The sequence below is a fragment of the Kitasatospora sp. NPDC001539 genome (assembly GCF_040298565.1).
Classification (GTDB): domain Bacteria; phylum Actinomycetota; class Actinomycetes; order Streptomycetales; family Streptomycetaceae; genus Kitasatospora.
Genome location: NZ_JBEPAK010000067.1, coordinates 1 through 23,101, shown reverse-complemented (window position 1 = coordinate 23,101; position 23,101 = coordinate 1). Strand labels below are relative to the sequence as shown.

The following is a 23,101-nucleotide window of genomic DNA, read 5'->3' as shown; positions in this document are numbered from 1 at the left end:
CTCACCGTCCGGCTGACGGCTGTGCTTCCGGGGCGGACAGCAGGGCCTGCCGAGCGTCCTGCTCGCGCTGCCGGGTCTGTTCGTGGTGGAGTTCGACCGCCTCGTAGAGCGCCTTGATGTTGCCGCTGCCGAAGGTCTTGGCACCGGCCCGCTCGATGACCTCGAAGAAGTAGGTGCCGCGCGGGTGGGTGGACCGGGCGAAGACCTGGAACAGCTGTCCCTCGTGGTCCTCGTCGACCAGCAGGTTCAGTCCGCGCAACTCGTCCACGGAATGCCGGGAGACCTCGAGGCGGTCCGCCAGGAGCTCGTAGTACGTCCCGGGGGTGGACAGGAAGTCCACTCCGCGCCGCACCAGTTCACCGACGGAGGCGACGATGTCCTCGGTGGCCATGGCGATGTGCTGGACGCCGGGGCCGCCGTGGTTCTTCAGGAACGAGTCGATCTGTCCCGGGTCGCGGCTCAGGTCCGGCTCGATGACGGTGAACGTGACCTGGCCGGACGCGCTCTGCACCACCTTCGAGTTCATGGCCTGGGTGCCGACGACGATGCGCTCCTCGAAGATCATGCTGAAGTCGAGGACGCTGCAGTAGAAGTCGACGACCTGGTCGAGCTGCCCGGCCTCGACGCAGACCGCGAAGTGGTCGACCTCGCGCAGCCCCAGCTCTGCAGGGACCGGCAGGTCGGTCTGCGGGACGAATCCCGGGAGGGCGTGCCGCGCGCCGTCGACCGGACGTTGCACGAAGGTGTGCACCACGTCCCCGAACGCCTTGATCGTGGCGAGGACGAATCCGTCCCGCTCCGTCGGTGCCGCCACCGGGTCGGCGCCGCGGCGGACCGCCTCGTGGAAGGCGGTGCGGGCGTCGTCGGTGCCGAGCGCGATGTCGGCCACACCCTCGCCGTGCAGTTCGAGGTAGGCGGAGCCCGGGTGGTCCTCCGTCAAGGGTTCGGTCAGCACGAAGAGGATGTCGGACGCCGCCAACGTGTAGGAGTGGGCCGTTCCCGGAACGCGGGCGCGCCCGACGGGCCGCAGGCCGTAATTCCCCGCGAAGGCCCCGGCCTTCGATGCGAGGTCGCTTACATAGACTTGAATGTGGTCAACGGTAAGGCCCGTGAAACACGTGGTCCGGTTGTCCGCGCTCACTGAGAACCCACTCCTAGTCGTCTGGGTGGTCCATTCGCCGATCATCCGTGGCCATGCTGGCCGGTCGGCCTCTCCAACTGACACCCCACATCGAAGAATCGAGTGTGGGTGTGGATCCGCCGTCGCGTTCGACGACTGGGTCAGGGCCCGATGGTGCAGGAGTTCGTGACGGGATTCCCGCAGGGTGGCAGGTTGCTGCAGTTCCGTGCGGACCGACTTGGCAGCATTCTGCCGTCGCTGTTGCCGGTGCCGGAGGCGATGCCATAGAACGATCCCCGGCAGAAAACCCCGTCAGTCGGCTCCGAGAGTCCTACCGAAAAGGAAGGGAATCCATTATGGCTTCGTACGAGGAGCAGTTCCAGAAGATCAAGGAGATCGTCTGCGACATTCTCGAGATCGAGGAGGACGAGGTCAGCGAGACCAGTCTCTTCAAGGAGGACCACAACGCCGACTCGCTGCGTTCGATCGAGATCCTCGCGAATCTGGAGAAGCAGTTCAACATCACCATCGACCAGTCCGAACTGGCCCGGATGGTGAACCTCAAGGGCGTTTACGAGGTCGTCTCCGAGGCCGCCGGCTGGTAGCCGGAAACATCGTTCGGACAGGGCAGCACCGGGACACGGGACGGAGAGGTCGGGATGGCGATGTCGGGACAGGACGGCCCGCGCAGGGTGGTGATCACCGGGCTGGGCGTGGTCTCCAGCATCGGGATGGGAGCCGGTGAGTTCCTGCACGGCCTGCGCGGTGGAAGCAGCGGGGCCAAGCCGATCACCGTGTTCGACGTGGAGGGGTTCGACCACGCGAACGGTTGCGAGGTGGTCGGCTTCGAACCGGAGCAGTGGATCCGCCACCTGCCCGTGGACCAGCTGGGGCGGGCGACGCAGTACTCCGTCGCCGCGGCCCGGATGGCGGTCGAGGACGCCGGGCTCGACCTGCCGGTGTGGCGGTCGCTGCCCGGCGTCGTGACCGTCGGCACCACCGACGGGGAGTCCCGCGACCTCGACCACATGGTCGAGGCCGAGGTCCGGTTCGGGCCCGAGCACATGGCGCCCGAGTCGGCCCGCCGCGTCGCGGCCGGGCGGCTGTCCGCCGCCATCGCCCAGGAGCTGGAGCTGGCCGACGTCGAGGCGGTGACGATCCCGACCGCCTGCGCCGCCGGCAACTACGCGATCGGCTACGGCTTCGACGCGGTCCGCTCCGGTGAGGCCGAGTACGCCCTGTGCGGCGGCGCGGACGCCATGTGCCGCAAGACCTTCTCCGGGTTCTACCGCCTGGGCACCATCGCGCCCGACCGGTGCCGGCCCTTCGACGTGGACCGCAAGGGCATCCTCACCGGCGAGGGGGCGGGCATCCTGGTGCTGGAGAGCCTCGACTCCGCGCTCGCCCGCGGGGCGCGCATCTACGCCGAGGTGCTCGGCTACGGCCTGAACTGCGACGCCTACCACCAGGTGGCGCCCAATCAGGACAGCGTCGGCCGCTGCATGGAGATCGCCCTGGAGAACGCCGGGGTCAAGCCGGAACAGGTCGACCTCATCTCCGCCCACGGCACCGGCACCAAGGCCAACGACGTCACCGAGGCGCGCGCGATCCGCGAGGTGTTCGGGACGCAGCCGCCGAAGGTCATCTCCATGAAGTCGATGATCGGCCACACCATGGGGGCCGCGAGCGCGCTGTCCGCGATCGGCTGCGCACTGGCCATCACCAACGGCTTCATCCCTCCCACGATCAACCACACCACCACCGACCCCGAGTGCGACGTCGACTGCGTGCCGAACACCGCCGTCGAGGCCGAGCTGCGGATCGTCCAGAACAACGGGCTCGCGTTCGGCGGCAACAACGCGGTGGTGCTGCTCGGGAAGTACGACGGGGTGCCGGCATGACCTGGGCCGTGACCGGTACCGGCGCGGTCGCCAGCGTCGGCCGCGACCCCGGGGAGCTGTTCGCCAACCTGTGCGCCGGAGTGTCCGGCGTGGGCGAGCTGAAGGGCTTCGACCTCAGCCGCCACGACGCCCGCTTCGCCTACGAGGTGGACGACCGCCCCGAGCCCGGGGCCGACGTGCCGCGCCGGGCGACCGCGCTGCTGGTCGACGCGATCGCCCAGGCCGCCCGCGACGCCGGACTCGACGAGCGCGACCTCAGCGGCGTGCCGGTCCTGATCGGCACCGGTCTGCGGGAACTGCGCTCGGTCGAGCTGTGGCAGCGCGACGGCACCGACTTCCCCCCGCAGGACCTGCACTTCGGCACCGCGCTGCGGGCGGCCTTCAACGCCGACGACACCCACACCTTCTCCAACGCCTGCTCCGCCGGGCTGTACGCGCTCGCCCTGGCCACCGACCTGCTGGACGGCGGCACGGCCGAGACGGTGATCGTCGCGGGCGTGGACGTGCTCACCGAGACCATGTACGGCCTGCTGGAGCGGGTCCAGCCGGTGCCGCCGGAGCGGGTGCGGCCCTTCGACCGCAACCGGGCCGGGGTGCTCATGGGCGAGGGCGCGGCGGCCGTCGTGCTGACCCGCACCCCCGCCGCGGGCCGGAAGGTGCACGGCGTGGTGCGCAGCGTCGCCGTCAACTGCGACGCCTACCACGTCACCGCGCCCGATCCGGGCGGCATCGCGGAGGCCATCCGGGAGGCCCAGGCCGCCGCGGGCCGCAAGCCCGCCGACATCGACCTGGTCATGGTGCACGGCACGGGCACCCTGCTCAACGACGAGGCCGAGGCCGTCGCCCTCGCCGACGTGTTCGGCGAGGACGCCGACAAGCCGCTGATGACGGCCATCAAGTCCATGACCGGCCACACCTCGGGCGCGTCCGGACTGCTCAACCTGGTCGTGACGCTGACCGCGCTGGCCGAGGGCCGGGTCCCGCCGACCGTCGGCCTGGACGACCCGGTGGACGAGGCGGCCGGCTTCCGGATCGTCACCGGGGAGGCGGCCCGGGCGCCCCTGGCGGTGGCCCAGTTGAACGCATTCGGCTTCGGCGGCGTGAACGCCGTGGCGATCGTGGAGGCGGCTCGATGAACGTCGTGGTGACCGGGACCGGCGTGGTGCTGCCCCGCGCGGCATCGGCCGGCGAACTGATCGAGCCGGGGCCGGCCGACGCGCCCCCGGTCGAGCCGAAGGACCTCCTCGGGAGGAAGGGCCTGCGCTACAAGGACCGGGCGACCCAACTCGCGTACTGCGCGGCCCGGGCGGCGCTGCGCGACGCCGCGCTGGTGGACACCGCCGGTGCGCTGGCGGTCGCCCCGCTGAGCGTCGCGGTGGTCGTCAGCTCCAACTACGGCAACATCGACACCATCACCCGGGCGATGGACACCATCACCCGGGAGACCGCGGCGGCCGGCAGCCCGATGGACCTGCCGAACGCCTCCAGCAACGTCGTCGCCTCCTCCGTCGCGATCCGCTTCGGACTGCGCGGCCCCAACCTGATGCTGTGCAACGGCGCCACCTCCGGGATCGACGCCCTCCGCTGGGGCGCCGGACTGATCCGCGCCGGCCGGGTCGCCCGGGCACTCGTCCTGGGCGTCGAGCCCGACAACGAGGCGGTGCGCGCCTTCCTCGGCGGCGCCCGCACGGTGGACGGCTCGGCGGCCGTGGTGCTGGAGGACGCCGCGGCGGCGGCCGAGCGGGGCGCGCCCGCGCTGGCCGTGCTGGGCGACGCCGTGCGCGGCGCCGGCCTGGCGGCCTCGCTGGGCAGGCTCTCGGACGCGGCGGGCGAACGCCCCGCCCTGTGGCAGGTGCCGGAGACGGACGACCTGCCCGGGGCGCTGCTGGACGGCGTGCCGCGCCAGGACCTCGGCGCCCGCTTCGGCCTGGCCTCCGGCGCGCTCGGCGTGCTCCAGTGCGCGGCGGCCGTCGGCTGGTTCGCCCGCGGCGGCGCCGGCCCGGTGTACGCGAGCGCGGGCGGTGACGCCGACGACGCCAGCGCCGGCCTCGTCCTGCTCCGGCCGGCTGCGTGATGTCCGGCCCGGGCAGCCTGCTGACCGCCGGAGCGGCGCCGAAGAGCCCGCCCGGCCCGCTCCCCCCGGTGGTCGTCCACCGCCGCGCGGCCGGCGGCCCCGGCCGGATGCTGCTGCTCCACGGACTGGCCAACAGCGCGAGCGTCTGGGACGCCTTCCTCGCCGCCGACCGGCCGGACGGCTCCTTCCCCGCCGCCGACCGGCCGGACGGCTCCTTCCCCGCCGCCGACAGGCCGGACGGCTGCTCCCCCGCCGCCGACAGGCCGGACGGCTGCTCCCCCGCCGCCGACAGGCCGGACGGCGGCCCCGAGGTCTGGGCCGCCGACCTGCCCTGGCGCGGCGACTGCGTGGCCCACTGGAGTTCGCGCGGCGACGTGGTGCCGTACGTGGCCGACGCGCTGCGTGCGGTGCCCGGCGGCGCCGGCGTGGTGGTCGGCCACTCGATGGGGGCCAACAGCCTGCTGGAGTTCCTCCACCGGGAGGTGGAGCGCGGCGCCGACCCCTTCACCGAGTACGGCATCCGCGCCCTCGTCCTGGTGTCCCCGTTCTACCGGCGCTCGGTGGAGGACTTCACCTGGCAGTCGGTGGAGACCGCCGTCCAGAACTTCGTCCGGACCATGACCGAGGGCGTGCGGGTGCACGCCGGCGGCCGGGTCCCGGACGACCTGATCGAGGAACTCGGCGGCCGGGTCCGCGAACGGGTCGGCGCCTACGGCTGGATCCGGTTCTTCGAGACCTACCTGGCCACCCCGTGGCTGCGCACCGAGCGGTTCCCCGTGCCCTGCCTCGTGATCGCGGGCGAGCACGACTCGATCGCGCTCCCGGAGGAGGGCCGCCTGCTGGCGGCCGACCTGCCGCAGGGGCGCTTCCACCTGCTGCCCGGCAGCGGGCACTTCCTGATGATCGAGCAGGCGGGCGACCTCGCCGCCGTGGTCGATCAGTTCGTCAGCACCTTGCCGGCCGCGTGACAGACAGGCGGCCCCGGACCCACACCACCAGGGGAGCACCTCCGATGACCACCGTAACCGAAAGCGCAGTCAAGGCGCTCCTCACCAGCGAGACGACGGTGCCGCTGCGCACCCGCTTCGAGGGCGCCAACATCTGCACCTGGATCGGCTTCAAGCACATCAACTACCTCGTCGAGGAAGCCGTCCTGCTCCACTTCGCCGAGTCCGGCCTGGACGCCCGCACGCTCTACACCGAACACGGCCTCGGCGTGGACCTCGTCGACCTCGACACCCGCATCCTCAGCGCCCTCTTCATGGACGAGACGGTCGAGGCGCACGTCGTCCCCAAGGCCGGTGACGAGGACACCGCCGTCTCGTTCACCGTCACCCTGACCGGGGAGCGCGACGGCTCGCCGACCAAGCTGGTCGCCGCCCGGGGCAAGGCCGTGCTGCGCCGCGAGAGCTACATCGAGGCCGCGAGCGAGCCGCCGGCCCCGATCGCCCGTTTCGTGACGGACCGCCTCGGCACGCCGGTGCCCGGCCTCCTGACACCGCCGGACATCTCCGGGCTCGACCTCACCGCGGCCACCACCTCGCTGTCCGCCGGCCGCGGCACCACCGGCCCCGACCCGGTGCTCGACCTGCTCACCGCCGGCACCAACTCCTTCGGCTGGAAGTGGCGCATCCCGTACCCGTACTGCCACTTCTCGGAGCGCCTGCAGATGTCCAGCTACCTGCGGCAGATGGAGGAGGTCGTCGACCTGTTCCTGGCCGACCGGGGCATCTCGGTGCGGACCCTCATGGACGAGCGCCGCTGGATCCCCGCCTGCCCGCACTCGAGGATCCAGATCGTCGACGAGGCGCTCATGGAGGAGGAGCTCTACACCGTCTACACGGTGGAGGACGTCTTCAAGGACTTCACCTACACCTCGCGGATGGACTGCTACGTGGTGCGCGACGGCAAGCTCGTCCAGACCGCCACCGGCAAGGTCACCCACGGCTACGCCGTCGTCGACAACCGGCGCGAGTGGAACCTGGTCACCTTCGACGAGCGCGTCGCCAAGGCGCTCCGGGGCGAGGCCTGACCGCCCTGCCGGTCCGGCAGGCGAATCCGCGGAGAGCAACGGAGTGGATATGAGTACGACCCCGACACTTGAGAACCGTACGGTCATCACGGCCTGGTCGGCGGTGTCGCCGTTCGGCATCGGCCGGGCGGCGTTCGCCGAGGGGCTGCGGGAACGCCGGGCGGCCGAGGCGCCGCTGGACCGCGAGCCCTGGCAGGCCCCCGCCGCCACCGCCTGCCTGGTACCGGACTTCGACATCCGCACGGTGCTCGGCAAGAAGGGCACCCGGTCGATGGACCGGGCCACCGGCCTCGCCGTCACCACGGTCGGCCGGCTGCTCGACGACGCGCCGCGCAACCGGCGGGTCGCCACCGGCGAGGACTCCGCGCTGGTGCTCGGCACGACCATCGGCAGCGTGCAGAGCCAGATGGACTTCACCCGGGACTCGTTCACCGGTGAGAAGCCGTACTTCGTGGACCCGGCGCGGTTCCCGAACGCCGTGATGAACTGCGCCGCCGGCCAGAGCGCGATCTGGCACCAGCTCAAGGGCGCCAACACCACCATCGCCGGCGGCCACGCGGCCGGGCTGTACGCCCTCAACTACTCCCGCCGGCTGCTGCAGTTCGGCCGGGCGCGGACCGTGCTGTGCGGCGCCGTCGAGGAGTTCTCGCACGCCCGCTCCTGGCTGGACGCCCACTCCCACGACCCGCGGGCCGACGGCGCGGCCCAGCCGGCCGGCGAGGGCTGCGGCCTGCTGCTGCTCGAACGCGCGGACGCGGACGACCCGGACCAGCCGGTCCTGGCCGAGCTGCTCGCCGTCCGGATGGGCATCGCCCTGGACGGGGACGTCCGCACGGCCCTGTCCTCCTGCCTGGAGGGCGCGCTGCGCCGCGCGCAGGTGCGGCCGGAGGAGCTGTGGGCGGTGTCCACCAGCGAACTTCCCGGACCGCTGGGCGAGCAGGAACGGGCCGTGGTCGAGGCGGCCACCGCCGGTGCCGACCCGCGGCGCCTCACCCAGACCGCCCTGCTCGGCGACACGGTGGCCGCGTCGGCGGCCTTCCAGGTGGCCGGCGTCCTGGTGCACGCCGAGGACGACCCCTCGGCCGCGGGCCGGGTCGCCCTGGTCACCTCGGTCGACCGCGACGGCGCGGTCGGCTGCGCGCTGATCCGCCTGCGCTGAGCACGAATCCCCCAACCCACGGAAGGAACACCGCCATGACGACCCAGGAGGCCTCGGCCGCGGCCGTGCTGGACAAGGAGGACCTGCGCGCGGCGATCGCCCGGGTCCTCGACGTGGACGTCACCGAGGTCGGCGACGACACGCGCTTCGTCGAGGACCTGGAGGTCGACTCCCTGCTGGCGCTGGAGGTGGTGGTCGCCCTGGAGAAGAAGTACGGCCTGCGGCTGGAGGAGAGCGCGTTCCCCCGCATCACCTCGCTGGCCGGCGCGCACGAGGTGCTCGCCGAGAAGCTCCGGTCGGCGTGAGCCGGCCGCGAGCGGTGAGCCCCGTCAGCGCGGCGGTCAGTCCCGCCACCGCGGCGGTCAGCCCCGTCACCGCGGCGGTGCGGTTGGTCCGGCCCCCGGCGCCCGACGCCCGGGGCCGGACGACCGCGGCCACCGGCGTCGTGATCGGGGCGGACGAGCCGGTGCTGCCCGGCCACTACCCGGGCTTCCCGATCTTCCCCGGAGTCTGCGTGATCGAGTGCGTACGGCTCAGCGCGCTGGCCGCGCCGCCGCCCGGCGCGGGACCGCTGACGATGGACGAAGTGGAGTCGACGCGCTTCCTGAGCCCGGTCTTCCCGGGGGACGAACTGAGCGTCGAGCTGACCTGGCGCGCGGGCGCCGCAGGCTGGACCTGTACCGCCGAGGTCGCCACCGCCCGCGCGGCGGCGGCCCGGGTGCGCGTGCGCTTCACCACGGGGGAGGAATCGTGACGGGCCCGGACCGAACCGCCCGCGCCGGGCAGCCGGAGATCCGGCGGGCCCTGCCGCACCGCTTCCCGATGCTGCTGGTCGACCGCGTGCTCGACGTCGTCCCGGGCGAGCGCATCACCGCGGTCAAGGCCGTCACCTGCAACGAGCCCTGGTACCGGGACCTGCCCGAGGGCGCGGAGGACTTCGGCTACCCGCAGGTGCTGCTGATGGAGTCCTGGTGCCAGGCGGCCGGCCTGCTGGCCACCTGGGAGGACCCCAACCCGGACGTGCTCACCGGGAAGGTCATGCTGTTCGGCGCCGTGACCGGCCTGCGCTACCACGGGCCGGTGCTGCCCGGGGACGTCCTGGAACACCGGGCGACCATCACCAGGACGCTCGGCGACACCCTGATCATCGCCGGCGAGAGCCGCGTCGACGGCGCACCCGTGCTGACCGTCGACAGCGCCGTGCTGGCCTTCCGCCCGGCCGGCGAGCTCCGGCCCGACCCCGCCCTCATTGGAGAGAGCCATGGCTGAGAACGACACCCGGGTGGCCCTGGTCACCGGCGGCTCGCGCGGCATCGGCCGCGCCACCGTGCTGCGCCTCGCCCAGGACGGCTTCGACGTCGCCTTCTGCTACCAGTCCAACGAGGAGGCGGCCCGCCTCCTGGAGAAGGAGGTCCGGGAGCTCGGCGTCCGGGTGCTGGCCCGCAAGGTCGACGTGCGCGACCTCGCGTCGGTGCGCGGGTTCGTCGAGGAGACCGAGCAGGAGCTCGGCCCCGTCGACGCCGCCGTGACCGCCGCCGGCATCACCCGCGACAACCCGCTCGTCCTGATGAAGGACGAGGAGTGGCACCAGGTGCTCGACACCAACCTGGACGGGGTGTACAACGCCTGCCGCGCCGTCGTGTTCGGCATGATGAAACGCAAGGGCGGGGCGATCGTCAACATCTCCTCCGTCGCGGGCGTCCACGGCAACGCCACCCAGACCAACTACTCCGCCTCCAAGGCCGGGATCATCGGCTTCTCCCGGGCGCTGGCGAAGGAGGTCGGCCGCTACGGCATCCGCGCCAACGTGGTCGCCCCCGGCTTCATCGACACCGACATGACCTCGGTCCTCACCGACAACGTGAAGGACAAGGCGCTGGAGTCGGTGCCGCTGGGCCGCCTCGGCACCGCCGACGAGGTCGCCGACCTGGTCGCCTACCTGGTCTCGCCGCGCGCCGGCTACATCACCGGCGCCGTCCTGCAGATCGACGGCGGCATCACCATCTAGAGTCCCAGGAGCCTGAGTTGGCCCTCGAACCCGCACGCTGGTACTTCTCCCTGCGCAGCCCCTACTCGTGGCTGGCCTTCCGGGAGCTGACCGAGAACGCACCCGACGTGGCGGAGCGGATCGAATGGCGCCCCTACTGGGAGCCGGGCGGCGCGACCGCCCGGCTCCTGGCCGGGACGGACGTCCGGCTGCCCTACGTCCCGATGTCGAAGGAGAAGCACCTCTACATCCTCCAGGACGTCAAACGCCTCGCCGCCGAGCGGGGCCTGACCGTCGCCTGGCCCGTCGACACCGCCCCCGACTGGGACGTCGCCCACCTCGGCTGGCTGGTCGCCGAGGACGCCGGCCGGGGCCGCGACTACCTCGCCCGGATCTACCGGGCCCGCTTCGAACAGGGCCTGGACATCTCCGAGCGGTCCGTCGTCGCCGAGGCCGGCGCGGCGGTCGGCCTCGACCCGGACGCCGTCGGCAACGCCGTCGACGACCCGGCGATCCTCGCCCGCGGCGTCGAGGCGCTGCGCACCCTCGGCCGCGACGGCGTGTTCGGGGTGCCGTTCTTCATCCACGGGCCGGACCGCTACTGGGGCTCGGACCGACTGGCCGGCTTCCTGGCGAGCGTGCGCGCGGCGGCGTAGCGGGGCGGCGGGTTCCAGCCGCACCGGCGGTGGACGGGACCCCCGGCTACCGCCGGCGGGCGTGGAAGATGGTGAAGAGCACCCGGACCATCAGGATGGCGCTGACCACCAGCAGGTTGTAGCCGATGACCTCGAACAGGGTGATCGACGAGGTGATCCGAGGGCCCCGGGCCGTGCTGAGCAGGATGACCGCCATCACCCCGGTCGTCGCCCCGAGGGCGGTCAGGATGACTTCGTGGACCAGCGTCTGCAGGAAGCCGCGGTCATGGCGGTTCCCGAGCAGCCGGATGTTCATGCTCAGCCTGCCCTGCTCGATCGCGCTGGTGATCCGGTCCAGCCGACGGGGCAGCCTGCGGGCGATGAGCAGGATGTCGAGCAACTCGTCGGCGGCGGTGACCGCCAGTTTGGGCGGCGAGGCCGACTCGGTGACCTGCACCCAGGCGAACTGCTTGGCCTCGGCCGTCAGATCGAAGTCGGGGGCGATCCGGGTGAGCGTGCCCTCCAGGGTGGCGAGCGCGCGGAACGCCGCCGCGACGCTGTTCGGAATGGTCAGCCGGTGGGCGGTGACCAGGCGGAAGAGGTCGCTGAAAGCGGTGCGGTCGAGCGCCGTCCCCGGCCCGAAGTGTCGTGCCAGGAAGAGCCCGAGGGATCGTTCGAGGTCCTTCTGGTCGATCTCCTCCGGCTGGTTCGCCAGTGCCAGCAGAGCGTCGCAGAGCGCGGCCGCGTCGGCGCGGCGGATGGCCACGAGCAGGTCGCGGAGCCTCGCCTGGAGCTGCCCGTCGATCCGGCCGACCGAGCCGAAGTCGAGCATCGCGAGCCGGCCGTCGCGGAGCAGCAGGATGTTCCCCGGGTGCGGGTCCGCGTGGAAGGTCCCGCCGACCATGATCTGCCGCAGGACGCAGTCGAGGATGGTGCGGGCGAGGCGCATCGGATCCGCGTCCGGGTGTCGGAGGCCAGTCCCGGCCGCACTGAGCGGTTCGCCGTCGAGCCACTCCGTGACGAGGACCTTCTCACTGGAGAGCTCCGGGAACACCTGCGGTATCAGCACCTCCCCGCCCCGGCTCCGGGCCGCGACCGCGGTCATGTTCCGCGCTTCGACCCGGAAGTCCAGCTCCTCGAGGACCGAGTCGGCGAAACCGACGGCCAACGCCTCGACGCCGGCGGCCCGCCCCCAGGCGGTCCGCTCCTCCAGCCTGCGGGCGACACTGCACAGGATGTCGAGGTCCCGCTCGACGACCGGCCGGCAGCCGGGGCGGCGGACCTTGACCACCACCTCCTGACCGGAGTGCAGCCGGGCCCGGTGCACCTGCGCGATGGATCCGGCCGCCAGCGGCACCGGGTCGAACCGCGCGAACACCGCGTCGAGCGGCCGGTGGAACTCCTGGCGCAACTGCTCGGCCACCTCCTCCCAGAGCGCGGGCGTGGCCTGGTGCTGGAGGTTGCTCAGCTCGTCGGTGAAGCTGGGCGGCAGCAGGTCGTGCCGGGTCGACAGCACTTGACCGAGCTTGACGAACGTCGCACCGCCCTCCTCCAGTGCCCGGCGGAGCGAACGGGCCAGTTCGTGGTGGCCGGCGGGCCCGGGGGCCGAGGCCCGGCCCGCGCTGCGCAGCAGCCGACCCAGGCCGTGCCGGTAGGCGATCGCGCTCAGCTGGGAGTAGCGGCGGGCCCGGGCGATGCGCCGCTGCAGTGCCCGGGGGAGTCGCAGCATCGACGGCCAGGAGCCGCTGGGCAGGACCACTTCGGAGACGGCGAGGAAGCCCATGGTCAGGAGGAGCACCGAACCGATCTCGACCGTGAGGAGCGCGCCGCGGTCGGCGGAGTGCACGGTTCGGCTGAAGACTATCGTCGCGAACAGGCCGAAGCTGCCGGTCACTGCAGCGCGGATGCGGCCGATCCGAAGTCCCAGCAGCAGGCGGGCTCCGGCGGAGAAGCCCCCGATCGTCGCGGTGATGGTGACGCAGCCGACCGCGAGCACGATGGCCGTCTTCACGTGTGGCCGACCCCCTGAGCTGAACCGGATGCGAACGGACGGCCAAGCCTACGAACGGCCGGTGGGAGCCGAGCGGAACGGCGGTGCGGGTGACCGGTAGATGCCAGCCGGCCGTTGCGGCCGGTGGCCTACCGGCGCCGGGCGGCCCACGGAGTCGGGTGGAGCACGTTCGGGGCGATTCCGGTCGAGCCGCGATGAGGGTGCCGGGGCTTGCGCTGTCACCTTCCTGTCAGAACACGCGCAGGCGGACCGCGGCGCCCGTGAGGCTTGCGAGGATCACCGGCAGTGCCGCACTCGCAACGGCGCCCGTGCGGCCGCCCGGGCTGGCGGCAGATCCCGCCCCGACGGGCGGTGACCACAGAGGGGATGCATCCGCATGAGCAGAGTCCTCCGCCGGGAGGCGCTGCGGTACCTCCTGGTAGAGAGCCAGGAGTCGGCGACCGAGGAAGCTCTGGCCTTCGTCGGCGACGGTGTGGCCCAGGCGCGTGGCGGGCACGAGGTGACCCTGTTCCTGGTGCAGGGCGGGGTGTCGTTGGCCCTCGGCCACCGTCCGGAGCTGTCGGACTTCGTCGAGGCGGGTGGCCGGCTGCTGGTCGACCGCTTCTCGGTGGACCAGCGGGGGATCAGCGCCGCCCTCCGTCCCGACGCGGTCCCGGTCGAGATGGACGCGATCGCCCGGTTGGTGCTCGACCCCGAGGTGCGGACGGTGTGGCACTGATGGCCCGCCGGATCCCCACGACCGACGTCCTGGTGACCTTCATGGGCGCGCCGCACCGGACCGATCTGACCACGACCGTGTTGAGGCTGGTCCAATCGATGCTGGAGCAGGGCGGACGGGTCCAGGTCTGGGCGTGCGGCTACGCGACGATGCTGACCCAGCAGTCGCTGGGCGAGTTCAAGCCGCGCGACCTTGCGGACTGGTCGACGCGCCACCTGAGCACCGCCACGATCGTCCAGGAGATGCTCCGGGCGTTCCCCGACCAGCTCTACTGGTACGGCTGCCGGTTCTGCAGCGATGACCGGGGGGCGACCGACCACCTGCCGGAGATCGCCATGCGAGCGCCGCACGCCTACGCGGCCAACCTGGCGGCCACGGGCAAGACGGTACTGATCGGGGTGATCTGAGATGGCGGGACAGGCACAGGTACTGGCGATCGTGGACCGTGGCTACCGGGGCGCCATCGAGAAGCAGTTCGTCGACACGCTCTACCTGGTGCGCGAGCTGCACCGGCAGATGGGCGGAATGGACATCCTGCTGCGAGGGCAGGCGGTCAGCTACGCGGCCAGGGCCGCGAGGGTGGCGCCGCTGCGTTTCGGCGACCGCGTGGTGGAGACGCTGAGCGACCCCCGCCGCGACGTCCGAGCACTGTTGGACGCCGGCATCCGGGTCCGGGCGGAGGAGCCGGGACTGCTCGCGAGCGGCATGACCGGTGGCGAGCAACTCCTGGAGGGCGTCGAGTTGATCGGCGCGCAGGCCGCGGCCGAGAGTTGGTCCGAGTACCGGATGATCTGCTTCCTGTGAACGAGCCGTCCCCGGGACGTCCTCCGACCTCCGGGCGGGGCGTCCCGAGCGGGCCGGGCGACCGTGCGGATCGACCCCGTTGCAGCTTCCTGTAGCGGCTGTTGCGCCACCCAGTTCGAATCGGCTGTTATGGACTGGACATTACGAGTCCGGTTGCCTCGGCGACCCGCCGAACAAACAGGGGGAGCTATGCATGAGCGGGAGTTTCGAGCCTTCGTGTCCGTGGCCGAGATCGGTCGCATGGACCACGCGGCGAGGGAACTCGGATATTCCCAGCCGGCGATCAGCTACCAGATCAAGTGCCTGGAACAAATGCTGGGCACGAAGCTGTTCACGCGGGATTCCAACGGGGCGCACCTCACGCGCGAGGGGCGGATGATCCTCCCGTCGGCGAAGGCGGTCCTGACGTTGATAGACAGCATGAAAGGCGTCTGCGCGGTCTGAGTCCGCCAGCGTCCGGTTCCGGTAACAGCATTCCCCGGACATGGCGGTGGCGCACCGCCACCGCAAATTGTTGAAAGCGGTGACGGTCTGGCCCGGCTCATCCGCCGGGCTGTCAGCAAGTTGCCGAGCCGAGCCCGACGAGACGTCCTGACCGGAAGTCGTGGCGTCTAATCGACATCGCTTCCGAATAGTGGATGGGGACTCAGCATGCGCGGACACGACATCAATTTCCCGGCTCCATCGGCAAAGGTGGTCGTCCCGTGACGGCCGTCGAGGCGCGGACCGGGACTCCGCAGGCGCTGACCCTGGACGACTACGCCGCGCTGGCCCGCGAGCGCCTGGACCCGCCGGTCTGGGACTTCATCCAGGGCGGCGCGGGGGAGGAGCGGACGCTGTCCGAAAACCTCCTCGCCTTCGACCGGCAACTGCTGCGCACCCGGGTGCTGACGGGCCTGAGCCAGGTGGACACCTCGGTCACGGTGCTCGGGCGCCGGTGGTCCGCCCCGGTGGGGGTTGCGCCGATGGCGTACCACACCATGGTCCACCCCGAGGGGGAGGTCGCCACCGTGCAGGCGGCGGGCATGGCCGGACTGCCCGTCGTGGTGAGCACCTTCGCCGGGCAGCCCTTCGAGAAGCTGGCCGCGGCGGCGGGTGCGCCGCTCTGGCTGCAGGTCTACTGCTTCCGCGACCGCTCGACGACCCGGCGGCTCATCGAACACGCCGAGCAGGCAGGGTTCGAGGCGATCGTCCTCACCGTGGACGCGCCCCGGCTCGGGCGGCGGCTGCGCGACCTGCGCAACGACTTCCGGCTGCCCGAGGGCATCGCCCCGGCCAACCTGCCGCCGGCCGACTACTCCTCGCCCAGCGGCCACGGGCGCACCGAACTGGACCCGGCACTGGACTGGTCGGTCGTCTCCTGGCTGCGGTCGGTCACCGCCCTGCCCGTCCTGCTCAAGGGGATCACCACGGCCGAGGACGCCGCCCGCGCGGTCGACGCCGGGGTGGACGGCCTCGTGGTGTCCAACCACGGCGGGCGCCAACTCGACGGCGGATACGCCTCGTTGGAGGTGCTGGCGGAGGTCTCCGGCGCCGCGGGCGGCCGCTGCCCGGTGCTGCTGGACGGCGGCGTGCGGCGCGGCACCGACGTGCTGACGGCACTGGCCCTCGGCGCCGACGCCGTGCTGCTGGGCCGCCCGGTGCTGCACGGGCTGGCGGTGGCCGGGCAGTCCGGAGTCTCCGACGTCCTCGACATCCTGGTCGGTGAGTTGGAGGACGCCCTGCTGCTCACCGGCACGCCCTCACCCGCCGACGCGGGCCCCGCGCTCCTCGCGCCGAGCCCCCGCCTGGCGGTCGGCCCCCTGCCGCGTCCGGTCGCACCGGCGGCGGCCGCGGGCGTCCTGCGCAAGGAGGAGCTGCACGCCAGCGTCAGCGACCCGGTGCTGGACACCATGAACTTCCTCAACGAGGTCACCATCCGCTACCCCGAGGCGGTCTCCTTCGCCCCGGGCCGGCCGTACGAGGGCTTCTTCGACACCGAGCAGCTGTTCACCCACCTCCGCCGCTACCTCGACCACCTGGCCGAGCAGGGCGACGGCCCCGACGCCGTCCGCACCAAGCTGTTCCAGTACGGCCCCACCGCGGGGCTGATCAACGGCCTGATCGCGGACTCGCTGCGCAAGGACGAGGGGATCGACGTCGACCCCGCCTCGATCGTCGTCACCGTGGGCTGCCAGGAGGCGATGTTCCTGACCCTGCGGGCACTGTTCGCCGACCCCGGGGACGTCCTGCTCGCCACCAGCCCCTGCTACGTGGGGATCACCGGCGCCGCCGCACTGCTCGGCATCCCGGTGACCGCGATCGAGGAGGAGCCGGACGGCCTGTCCTGCGCGGCCGTGGAGGCGGCCGTCCGCGCGGAGCGGGCCCGCGGACGCCGCCCCCGCGCGCTCTACGTGGTGCCCGACCACTCCAACCCGTCCGGCACCACCATGCCCCGGCGGGCCCGCGAGGAGCTGCTCGCGCTCGCGGAACGCCTCGACCTGCTGGTGATCGAGGACAACCCCTACCGCCTGGTCAGCACCGGTGAGCGGCTGCCCACCCTCAAGGCGCTCGACACCGGCCGCCGGGTCGTCCACCTCGGCTCGTACTCGAAGTCGGTCTTCCCGGGCGCGCGGATCGGCTTCGTGGTCGCGGACCAGACGGTGCGGGACGACGCCGGCACCACCGGGCTGCTCGCCGACGAACTCGCCAAGATCAAGAGCATGGTCACGGTGAACACCCCGCCGATCGCCCAGGCCGCGGTGGCCGGGATGCTGCTGGCGGCGGACGGGCGGCTCTCCGAGCTCAACGCCGGCCCGGCCAAGCACTACGGAGAGGTCCTGGCGACCGTGCTGGAGCAGCTGGAGAAGCACTTCCCGCAGGAGCGTCGACGCGCCCTCGGCCTCAGCTGGAACGTCCCCAGCGGGGGGTTCTTCCTCACCGTCAAGGTGCCGTTCGCGGCCGACAACGCCGCCCTGCTGCGCTCGGCCGAGGAGCACGGCGTGATCTGGACCCCGATGTCGTACTTCTATCCGCAGGGAGGAGGCGAGCACACCATGCGGCTCTCCTTCAGCTACCTGACCCGCGCGGACGTCGAGGACGGCATCGCCAGGCTGGCGCGTTTCGTGGCTGCCGAAGCCACGGGTACGGCGGTCGACGGACCCGGTCGATGAGGAGCGCGGCGGTCATCGGGACCGGCGCGATCGGCACGTCCATCGCCCTCGCGCTGAGTCGGCAAGGCGTGGTGGTGCACCTGGACGACGTGAACCGGACGGCGGCGCGAACCGCCGAGGCCATGGGTGCGGGATCGCTGGCTCCGCCGAACGCGCCGGTCGACCTGGCCGTCCTCGCCGTACCGCCCGCTCATGTCGGCACCGTCCTGGCACGGGCGCAACTCGAGGGACTGGCCCGTGCCTACACTGATGTCGCCAGTGTGAAGGCGCAGCCGCACGACGGGGTGGCGCGTGCCGGGGCGGACTCCGCCAAGTACATCGGCGGGCACCCGATGGCCGGCACCGAGCGTTCCGGGCCACTGGCCGGGCGGGCGGACCTGTTCGAGGGGCGACCGTGGGTGCTCACCCCGTCCCGGGACACCTGCCAGGAGACGCTCAACCGAGCCCTCGAGCTCGCCTCGTTGTGCGGCGGCACGCCGGTGGTGATGGACGCCGCTGCGCACGACCGCGCCGTCGCGCTCGTCTCGCACGCTCCCCACCTGGTCTCGTCCCTGATGGCCGCCCGACTGGCGGACGCGGGGGAGTCCAGCATCCGGGTCGCAGGGCCGGGGGTGCGGGACGTCACCCGCATCGCGGCCGGGGACCCGGGCCTGTGGGGCGAGATCCTGGACGCCAACGCCGCCGCCGTCGCGGACGTCCTCGACGAGTACGCAGCCGACCTCCGCCGGACCATCACCGCGTTGCGGGGCCTGGCCGGCACCGACGCGGCACGGCGCGAGCACGCTGCAGCCGTTCTGGACGACATCCTGCGGCACGGTGGTCGGGGGCGGGCGCGGGTCGCCCACAAGTCGGGTACCCCGCTCACCGACCTGGCCACCGTGCCGGTGCTGGTACCGGACCAACCGGGCGCGCTGGCACGGTTGTTCACCGCGGTGGGAGAGATCGGGGTGAACATCGAGGACGTGCGGATCGAGCACTCGATGGACCGGCCCCGAGGCCTGGTCGAGCTGCTCGTGCAGCAGCAGTCCGCATCGGCGCTCTGCCGGCTCCTGGACGCGGACGGGTGGACCGTGGCGGAGGAGGCCGCACTGGCGGCCGACGCCCGCTGACACGGATCGAAGCCCCGGTGGTGCGGGATCGCCGCACCACCGGGGCTCCGTCGTGGGCTCGTCGGACCGATCAGCCGACGGCCACCGGATCGCGCTGCGCGACCGGCCTGATCAGCGGTCGCGCGAGGTCGGCCCAGTCCGCAGGAGCGATCGCCAGTGACCGGTCGAGGCGGGCCGCGTTGAAGAAGATCTCCTCGGGTTCGAGCAGCATGGGATCAGCCAGCAGCCCGAGGTCCCGGTCGAAGCTGAAGGGAACGATGGCTCCGCTGCGGCACTGGGTGAGCCGCTCCGCGGTCCGTCGGTCCGCGAACGCCGTCCGGTCGCCGCCGAGGTGGCCGGCAACGGCCTCCAGATCAACCCGGTGGTCACCGGGCACGACGACGACACTGTGCCGGGGCGGGCGCCCGGCGGTCCTGGTACGGACCACGATGCACTTCGCGGCCTGCCGCAGCGAATGCCCGCGCACTTCACTGGCTTCGGCGGTGCGTCCTTCCGGTCGGTGGTGAATCAGACGAAACGGCGTCCCGGACGAAGACATCATCGTCATGATCCGGTCGTACACGCCGTGTTCGGGCTCGTCCGTGAGCTCGGTGCTGTCCACGGAATATTCCTCCCTCGAAAGGCTGACCCGAACGTAATGTCTGTCGGGACCGGCGATCCGAGGGCTGACCGCTATCTGTCATGGCCGGAATCGGTCAACCGGACCGGCCCGGCGAGCCGCCGCGCCACCCCTCGTGGGTGCGCGCGCACGGACGGTCGCCGATCGGTGCGCACGCCGGCGCCGAGGCCGCCCCCGGCGCGCAGCTTGCTGACAGCACGGTAGGACTCCGTGCCCGTCGCGCTGTTCCATGACGGTGGACGGAGTCGCACGTCATAGGGGTGGACATGGGGGAGCGGTCCAGGATGCCGGCGCCGGCACCGCACGGCCGACGGCTCGAGGACGAGGTTGAGCAGGGACTGTTGGAGGTCCAGGCCCTGATCGAGGACACCGTGGTCAGACACCGCGACTTCGTGTCCCGCTCGGCCGTCGTCACCGCGGTTCCGCCGGACGAGGAGGAACTCTCCGCTGAGGCCGCCCGGCTGATCGGGCGGACCCGGCACGGGCTGCAGGTGGTGCTCGCCTCCGACGCGCTCAGGGCCGGGGCGATCTACGGAGCGCTCAGGGAGATGCTCCACTCCTGCGCCGACGAGGTCACCGTGCGGCTGCTGTGCGTGCCGGAGACACTGGACCGCGAGTTCGTCCGGGAGCAACACCTCGCAGGCTGCCACCTGGAGGCGCGGGTGTGCGAACTCCCCTGGACCGAGACCATCATGGTGGACCACCAGGTCGTCCTCGCCTGTGCGGACCTGGTGACGGGCAGCCGGCGGGCCGCGGTGATCCGGGACCACTCGGTGATCCGCACCCTGCACAACCTGTTCGCGGGGGTCTGGCGGCGGGCCGTTCCGATCGAGGACCGGCCCGACTTCGCCACGACGGCCCGCAAGGAATTCACCGAGCGCATCCTCGACCGGCTGAACGCCGGTGTGACCGACGAGGTCGCGGCCCGGGACCTCTCGGTCTCGGTCCGCACCTATCGCCGGTACGTCGCCGACATCATGGAGATGCTCGGGGCGAACTCCCGGTTCCAGGCGGGAGCCAGGGCCGTCGAGCTCGGGCTGCTGACCACGGGGCGCACCCCGGACCAGGGCCGCCGGACCGCCTGATCCCGCAGCACAGGGGCACGGCCGGGCGGTGGCAGCTTCCTGAAACGGACGTTGTCGCCGTTCGGGAACGCCCGCCCGCGTCCGGGCAACAACCCGTTCACCTCGGGCAGCGCGACCGGCATGGCCCGCCCCGGCGACCGCCGTCCGGGCGCGCCGGGTGCCCGTCCGGGTGCTCCGGGCGCGCAGGGCGGCGACCGTCCGCGCCCCGGTGGCGACCGTCCGCGTCCGGCAGGTGCGCCGGGTGCCGGTGCGCCGCGTCCGGGTGGCGACCGTCCGCGTCCGGCCGGTGCGCCGGGTGCCGGTGCGCCGCGTCCCGGCGGTGACCGTCCGCGTCCGGCGGGTGCGCCGGGTGCCGGTGCGCCGCGTCCGGGTGGTGCCCCCCGTCCCGACGGCATGCCGCGTCCGGCCGCGCCGCGTCCCGGCGGGCCGACCCCGTCCGGCATGCCGCGTCCGAACCCGGGCATGATGCCGCAGCGTCCGGCCGGCCCGCGTCCGGGCCCGGGTGGCCGTGGTCCGGGTGGCCCCGGCGGCCGTCCGGCAGGTCCCGGCGGCGGTGCCCGTCCCGGCTTCCAGGGCCGTCCGGCCGGTCCGGGCTCGCGTCCGGCCGGTGGCGGCTTCGGCGGCCCGCGTCCGGGTGGCGGTGCTCCCGGTGGTGGCGGCGGCTTCGGCGGCCCGCGCCCCGGTGGCTTCGGTGGTCGTCCCGGCGGCCCGGGTGCCCGTGGTGGCACGCAGGGCGCCTTCGGTCGTGGCCCGGGCGGTCGCCCGGCTCGCGGTCGCAAGTCGAAGCGGGCGAAGCGCCAGGAGTACGAGGCCATGCAGGCCCCGTCCGTCGGCGGTGTGATGCTCCCTCGCGGCAACGGCCAGACCGTTCGCCTGTCGAGCGGCGCCTCGCTGATGGACTTCGCGGAGAAGATCAACGCCAACCCGGCCGCACTCGTCTCCGTCATGTTCAACCTCGGTGAGATGGTCACCGCGACGCAGTCGGTCTCCGACGCGACGCTGCAGCTGCTCGCCGACGAGATGGGCTTCCAGCTGGAGATCGTCAGCCGGGAGGACGAGGACCGCGAGCTGCTGGAGTCGTTCGACATCGACTTCGGTGCCGACGAGGGCGGCGACGAGCACCTCGCCCCGCGCCCGCCGGTGGTCACCGTCATGGGTCACGTCGACCACGGTAAGACCCGCCTGCTGGACGCCATCCGCAAGTCCAACGTGGTGGCCGGCGAGGCCGGTGGCATCACCCAGCACATCGGTGCCTACCAGGTGGTCACCGAGGTGAACGGCGAGCAGCGTCCGATCACCTTCCTGGACACCCCGGGTCACGAGGCGTTCTCCGCCATGCGTGCCCGTGGTGCCAAGTCCACCGACATCGCGATCCTGGTGGTCGCGGCCAACGACGGTGTCATGCCGCAGACGGTCGAGGCGCTGAACCACGCCAAGGCCGCCGGTGTGCCGATCGTGGTCGCCGTCAACAAGATCGACGTCGAGGGCGCCGACCCGACGAAGGTCCGCGGTCAGCTGACCGAGTTCGGCCTGGTGGCCGAGGAGTACGGCGGCGACACCATGTTCGTCGACATCTCCGCGCGCCAGGGCCTGAACATCGACCAGCTGCTGGAGGCCGTGGTCCTGACCGCGGACGCCTCGCTGGACCTGCGGGCCAACCCCGAGCAGGACGCGCAGGGTATCGCCATCGAGGCGCACCTGGACAAGGGCCGCGGCGCCATGGCGACCGTGCTGGTGCAGCGCGGTACGCTCCGCGTTGGCGACTCGATCGTCGTGGGCGACGCCTACGGCCGCGTCCGCGCGATGCTGGACGAGAACGGCAACAGCCTCACCGAGGCCGGCCCGTCCCGCCCGGTGCTGCTGCTCGGTCTGACCTCGGTGCCCCGCGCCGGCGACAGCTTCATCGTCGTCGACGAGGACCGCACCGCCCGTCAGATCGCCGAGAAGCGCTCGGCCCGCGACCGCAACGCCGCCTTCGCGCAGCGTCGGGTCCGGGTGTCCCTGGAGGACCTGGACAAGGCCATCGCCGCCGGCTCCATCGAGCAGCTCAACCTCATCATCAAGGGTGACGTCTCCGGTTCGGTCGAAGCCCTCGAGGACGCCCTCGTCAAGCTGGACGTGGGCGAGGAGGTCGAGCTCCGGGTCCTGCACCGCGGTGTGGGTGCCATCACCGAGTCCGACGTGGACCTGGCGATGGGCTCGGACGCCATCATCATCGGCTTCAACGTGCGCGCCGAAGGCCGTGCGCGGACCGCGGCCGAGAAGGAAGGCGTGGACGTCCGGTACTACTCGGTCATCTACCAGGCGATCGAGGAGATCGAGAACGCCCTCAAGGGCATGCTCAAGCCGGAGTACGAGGAGGTGCGCCTCGGCGCCGCGGAGATCCGCGAGGTCTTCCGCTCCTCCAAGTTTGGCAACATCGCCGGTGTCCTGGTCCGCGAGGGCCTCATCCGCCGCAACGCCAAGGCCCGCCTGCTGCGCGACGGCAAGGTCGTGGCGGAGAACCTCTCGATCGAGGGTCTGCGCCGCTTCAAGGACGACGCGACCGAGGTCCGCGAGGGCTTCGAGGCCGGTGTGACCCTGGGGTCGTTCAACGACATCAAGGTCGACGACGTCATCGAGACCTACGAGATGCGCGAGAAGCCGCGCGCGTAGTCGCTGGTCACCGGGGCCGGTCGACGGGTGTATTTCCGTC

At 72.2% G+C, this 23,101-nt stretch carries 21 protein-coding genes and 1 pseudogene; 19 read left to right on the top strand and 3 right to left on the bottom strand.

Annotated features, from left to right (window positions below; genetic code table 11):
• Position 1 precedes the first annotated feature (1 nt).
• A complete protein-coding gene (gene hppD / locus ABT247_RS13660; RefSeq protein ID WP_350742240.1) occupies positions 2 to 1,186 on the bottom strand; it encodes a 4-hydroxyphenylpyruvate dioxygenase in 1,185 nt (394 codons plus the stop codon).
• 290 nt (positions 1,187 to 1,476) lie between these two features.
• On the opposite strand from hppD, the gene ABT247_RS13655 reads away from it, so the two are divergent.
• Genes ABT247_RS13655 through ABT247_RS13600 form a run of 12 tightly spaced genes read left to right on the top strand, consistent with a single transcriptional unit; the run spans position 1,477 to position 10,929 of the window.
• On the top strand, positions 1,477 to 1,725 hold the full coding sequence (locus tag ABT247_RS13655) for an acyl carrier protein (protein ID WP_350742238.1): 249 nt from the start codon (positions 1,477 to 1,479) through the stop codon (positions 1,723 to 1,725).
• Positions 1,726 to 1,779: 54 nt separating this feature from the next.
• Entirely contained in the window at positions 1,780 to 3,021 is a 1,242-nt protein-coding gene (locus ABT247_RS13650; RefSeq protein WP_350742236.1) for a beta-ketoacyl-[acyl-carrier-protein] synthase family protein, read from the top strand.
• A complete protein-coding gene (locus ABT247_RS13645) occupies positions 3,018 to 4,157 on the top strand; it encodes a beta-ketoacyl-[acyl-carrier-protein] synthase family protein (protein WP_350742234.1) in 1,140 nt (379 codons plus the stop codon). The genes ABT247_RS13650 and ABT247_RS13645 overlap by 4 nt, the downstream gene beginning before the upstream one ends.
• The gene (locus ABT247_RS13640) at positions 4,154 to 5,095 is read left to right on the top strand and encodes a beta-ketoacyl synthase N-terminal-like domain-containing protein (RefSeq protein WP_350742232.1); all 942 of its coding nucleotides are present in this window, start codon (positions 4,154 to 4,156) and stop codon (positions 5,093 to 5,095) included. Before ABT247_RS13645 ends, ABT247_RS13640 begins: the two co-directional genes overlap by 4 nt.
• The gene (locus tag ABT247_RS13635; protein ID WP_350742250.1) at positions 5,095 to 6,063 is read left to right on the top strand and encodes an alpha/beta fold hydrolase; all 969 of its coding nucleotides are present in this window, start codon (positions 5,095 to 5,097) and stop codon (positions 6,061 to 6,063) included. Before ABT247_RS13640 ends, ABT247_RS13635 begins: the two co-directional genes overlap by 1 nt.
• A gap of 44 nt (positions 6,064 to 6,107) precedes the next feature.
• Positions 6,108 to 7,127, top strand: coding sequence for a hypothetical protein (locus ABT247_RS13630; protein ID WP_350742230.1), 1,020 nt, complete (start codon positions 6,108 to 6,110; stop codon positions 7,125 to 7,127).
• Between the two features lie 49 nt (positions 7,128 to 7,176).
• Complete coding sequence (locus ABT247_RS13625; protein ID WP_350742228.1) at positions 7,177 to 8,286, top strand: beta-ketoacyl synthase N-terminal-like domain-containing protein; 1,110 nt, start codon at positions 7,177 to 7,179, stop codon at positions 8,284 to 8,286.
• A gap of 35 nt (positions 8,287 to 8,321) precedes the next feature.
• The gene (locus tag ABT247_RS13620; protein WP_350742226.1) at positions 8,322 to 8,591 is read left to right on the top strand and encodes an acyl carrier protein; all 270 of its coding nucleotides are present in this window, start codon (positions 8,322 to 8,324) and stop codon (positions 8,589 to 8,591) included.
• A complete protein-coding gene (locus ABT247_RS13615) occupies positions 8,588 to 9,040 on the top strand; it encodes an ApeI family dehydratase (RefSeq protein ID WP_350742224.1) in 453 nt (150 codons plus the stop codon). The genes ABT247_RS13620 and ABT247_RS13615 overlap by 4 nt, the downstream gene beginning before the upstream one ends.
• The gene (locus ABT247_RS13610; protein WP_350742222.1) at positions 9,037 to 9,555 is read left to right on the top strand and encodes a 3-hydroxyacyl-ACP dehydratase FabZ family protein; all 519 of its coding nucleotides are present in this window, start codon (positions 9,037 to 9,039) and stop codon (positions 9,553 to 9,555) included. Before ABT247_RS13615 ends, ABT247_RS13610 begins: the two co-directional genes overlap by 4 nt.
• The gene (gene fabG / locus ABT247_RS13605) at positions 9,548 to 10,294 is read left to right on the top strand and encodes a 3-oxoacyl-[acyl-carrier-protein] reductase (protein ID WP_350742220.1); all 747 of its coding nucleotides are present in this window, start codon (positions 9,548 to 9,550) and stop codon (positions 10,292 to 10,294) included. Before ABT247_RS13610 ends, fabG begins: the two co-directional genes overlap by 8 nt.
• 17 nt (positions 10,295 to 10,311) lie before the next feature.
• Positions 10,312 to 10,929, top strand: coding sequence for a 2-hydroxychromene-2-carboxylate isomerase (locus tag ABT247_RS13600; RefSeq protein WP_350742218.1), 618 nt, complete (start codon positions 10,312 to 10,314; stop codon positions 10,927 to 10,929).
• A gap of 46 nt (positions 10,930 to 10,975) precedes the next feature.
• On the opposite strand, the gene ABT247_RS13595 is transcribed toward ABT247_RS13600, so the two are convergent.
• Complete coding sequence (locus tag ABT247_RS13595; RefSeq protein WP_350742216.1) at positions 10,976 to 12,919, bottom strand: ABC1 kinase family protein; 1,944 nt, start codon at positions 12,917 to 12,919, stop codon at positions 10,976 to 10,978.
• A gap of 376 nt (positions 12,920 to 13,295) precedes the next feature.
• Here ABT247_RS13595 and ABT247_RS13590 point away from each other — a divergent pair, with 376 nt between their 5' ends.
• The 6 genes from ABT247_RS13590 to ABT247_RS13565 all read left to right on the top strand — a co-directional run bounded on the left by ABT247_RS13590 (position 13,296) and on the right by ABT247_RS13565 (position 18,702).
• Positions 13,296 to 13,637 (top strand): hypothetical protein, encoded by a 342-nt coding sequence (locus ABT247_RS13590; protein ID WP_350742214.1) that lies wholly within the window; start codon positions 13,296 to 13,298, stop codon positions 13,635 to 13,637.
• Complete coding sequence (locus ABT247_RS13585) at positions 13,637 to 14,044, top strand: hypothetical protein (RefSeq protein WP_350742248.1); 408 nt, start codon at positions 13,637 to 13,639, stop codon at positions 14,042 to 14,044. The genes ABT247_RS13590 and ABT247_RS13585 overlap by 1 nt, the downstream gene beginning before the upstream one ends.
• Position 14,045: 1 nt before the next feature.
• A complete protein-coding gene (locus ABT247_RS13580; protein ID WP_350742212.1) occupies positions 14,046 to 14,441 on the top strand; it encodes a hypothetical protein in 396 nt (131 codons plus the stop codon).
• Positions 14,442 to 14,570: 129 nt separating this feature from the next.
• Positions 14,571 to 14,885 (top strand): LysR family transcriptional regulator, encoded by a 315-nt coding sequence (locus tag ABT247_RS13575; RefSeq protein WP_350742210.1) that lies wholly within the window; start codon positions 14,571 to 14,573, stop codon positions 14,883 to 14,885.
• Between the two features lie 260 nt (positions 14,886 to 15,145).
• Entirely contained in the window at positions 15,146 to 17,593 is a 2,448-nt protein-coding gene (locus tag ABT247_RS13570) for an aminotransferase class I/II-fold pyridoxal phosphate-dependent enzyme (RefSeq protein WP_350742208.1), read from the top strand.
• On the top strand, positions 17,590 to 18,702 hold the full coding sequence (locus tag ABT247_RS13565; protein ID WP_350742206.1) for a prephenate dehydrogenase: 1,113 nt from the start codon (positions 17,590 to 17,592) through the stop codon (positions 18,700 to 18,702). Before ABT247_RS13570 ends, ABT247_RS13565 begins: the two co-directional genes overlap by 4 nt.
• A gap of 70 nt (positions 18,703 to 18,772) precedes the next feature.
• Here the strand turns inward: ABT247_RS13565 and ABT247_RS13560 are convergent, their stop codons facing one another.
• Positions 18,773 to 19,303 (bottom strand): YbaK/EbsC family protein, encoded by a 531-nt coding sequence (locus tag ABT247_RS13560; protein WP_350742204.1) that lies wholly within the window; start codon positions 19,301 to 19,303, stop codon positions 18,773 to 18,775.
• 607 nt (positions 19,304 to 19,910) lie between these two features.
• Between ABT247_RS13560 and infB the strand changes: the two are divergent.
• Positions 19,911 to 23,061: pseudogene (gene infB / locus ABT247_RS33645) on the top strand (translation initiation factor IF-2).
• Positions 23,062 to 23,101: the final 40 nt, after the last annotated feature.

Excerpts from the sequence above, each read along its gene's own strand:
- hppD (WP_350742240.1), bottom strand. The coding sequence starts at position 1,186 with ATGATCGGCGAATGGACCACCCAGACGACTAGGAGTGGGTTCTCAGTG.
- ABT247_RS13655 (WP_350742238.1), top strand. The coding sequence starts at position 1,477 with ATGGCTTCGTACGAGGAGCAGTTCCAGAAGATCAAGGAGATCGTCTGC.
- ABT247_RS13650 (WP_350742236.1), top strand. The coding sequence starts at position 1,780 with ATGGCGATGTCGGGACAGGACGGCCCGCGCAGGGTGGTGATCACCGGG.
- ABT247_RS13645 (WP_350742234.1), top strand. The coding sequence starts at position 3,018 with ATGACCTGGGCCGTGACCGGTACCGGCGCGGTCGCCAGCGTCGGCCGC.
- ABT247_RS13640 (WP_350742232.1), top strand. The coding sequence starts at position 4,154 with ATGAACGTCGTGGTGACCGGGACCGGCGTGGTGCTGCCCCGCGCGGCA.
- ABT247_RS13635 (WP_350742250.1), top strand. The coding sequence starts at position 5,095 with ATGTCCGGCCCGGGCAGCCTGCTGACCGCCGGAGCGGCGCCGAAGAGC.
- ABT247_RS13630 (WP_350742230.1), top strand. The coding sequence starts at position 6,108 with ATGACCACCGTAACCGAAAGCGCAGTCAAGGCGCTCCTCACCAGCGAG.
- ABT247_RS13625 (WP_350742228.1), top strand. The coding sequence starts at position 7,177 with ATGAGTACGACCCCGACACTTGAGAACCGTACGGTCATCACGGCCTGG.
- ABT247_RS13620 (WP_350742226.1), top strand. The coding sequence starts at position 8,322 with ATGACGACCCAGGAGGCCTCGGCCGCGGCCGTGCTGGACAAGGAGGAC.
- fabG (WP_350742220.1), top strand. The coding sequence starts at position 9,548 with ATGGCTGAGAACGACACCCGGGTGGCCCTGGTCACCGGCGGCTCGCGC.
- ABT247_RS13590 (WP_350742214.1), top strand. The coding sequence starts at position 13,296 with ATGAGCAGAGTCCTCCGCCGGGAGGCGCTGCGGTACCTCCTGGTAGAG.
- ABT247_RS13585 (WP_350742248.1), top strand. The coding sequence starts at position 13,637 with ATGGCCCGCCGGATCCCCACGACCGACGTCCTGGTGACCTTCATGGGC.
- ABT247_RS13580 (WP_350742212.1), top strand. The coding sequence starts at position 14,046 with ATGGCGGGACAGGCACAGGTACTGGCGATCGTGGACCGTGGCTACCGG.
- ABT247_RS13575 (WP_350742210.1), top strand. The coding sequence starts at position 14,571 with ATGGACTGGACATTACGAGTCCGGTTGCCTCGGCGACCCGCCGAACAA.
- ABT247_RS13565 (WP_350742206.1), top strand. The coding sequence starts at position 17,590 with ATGAGGAGCGCGGCGGTCATCGGGACCGGCGCGATCGGCACGTCCATC.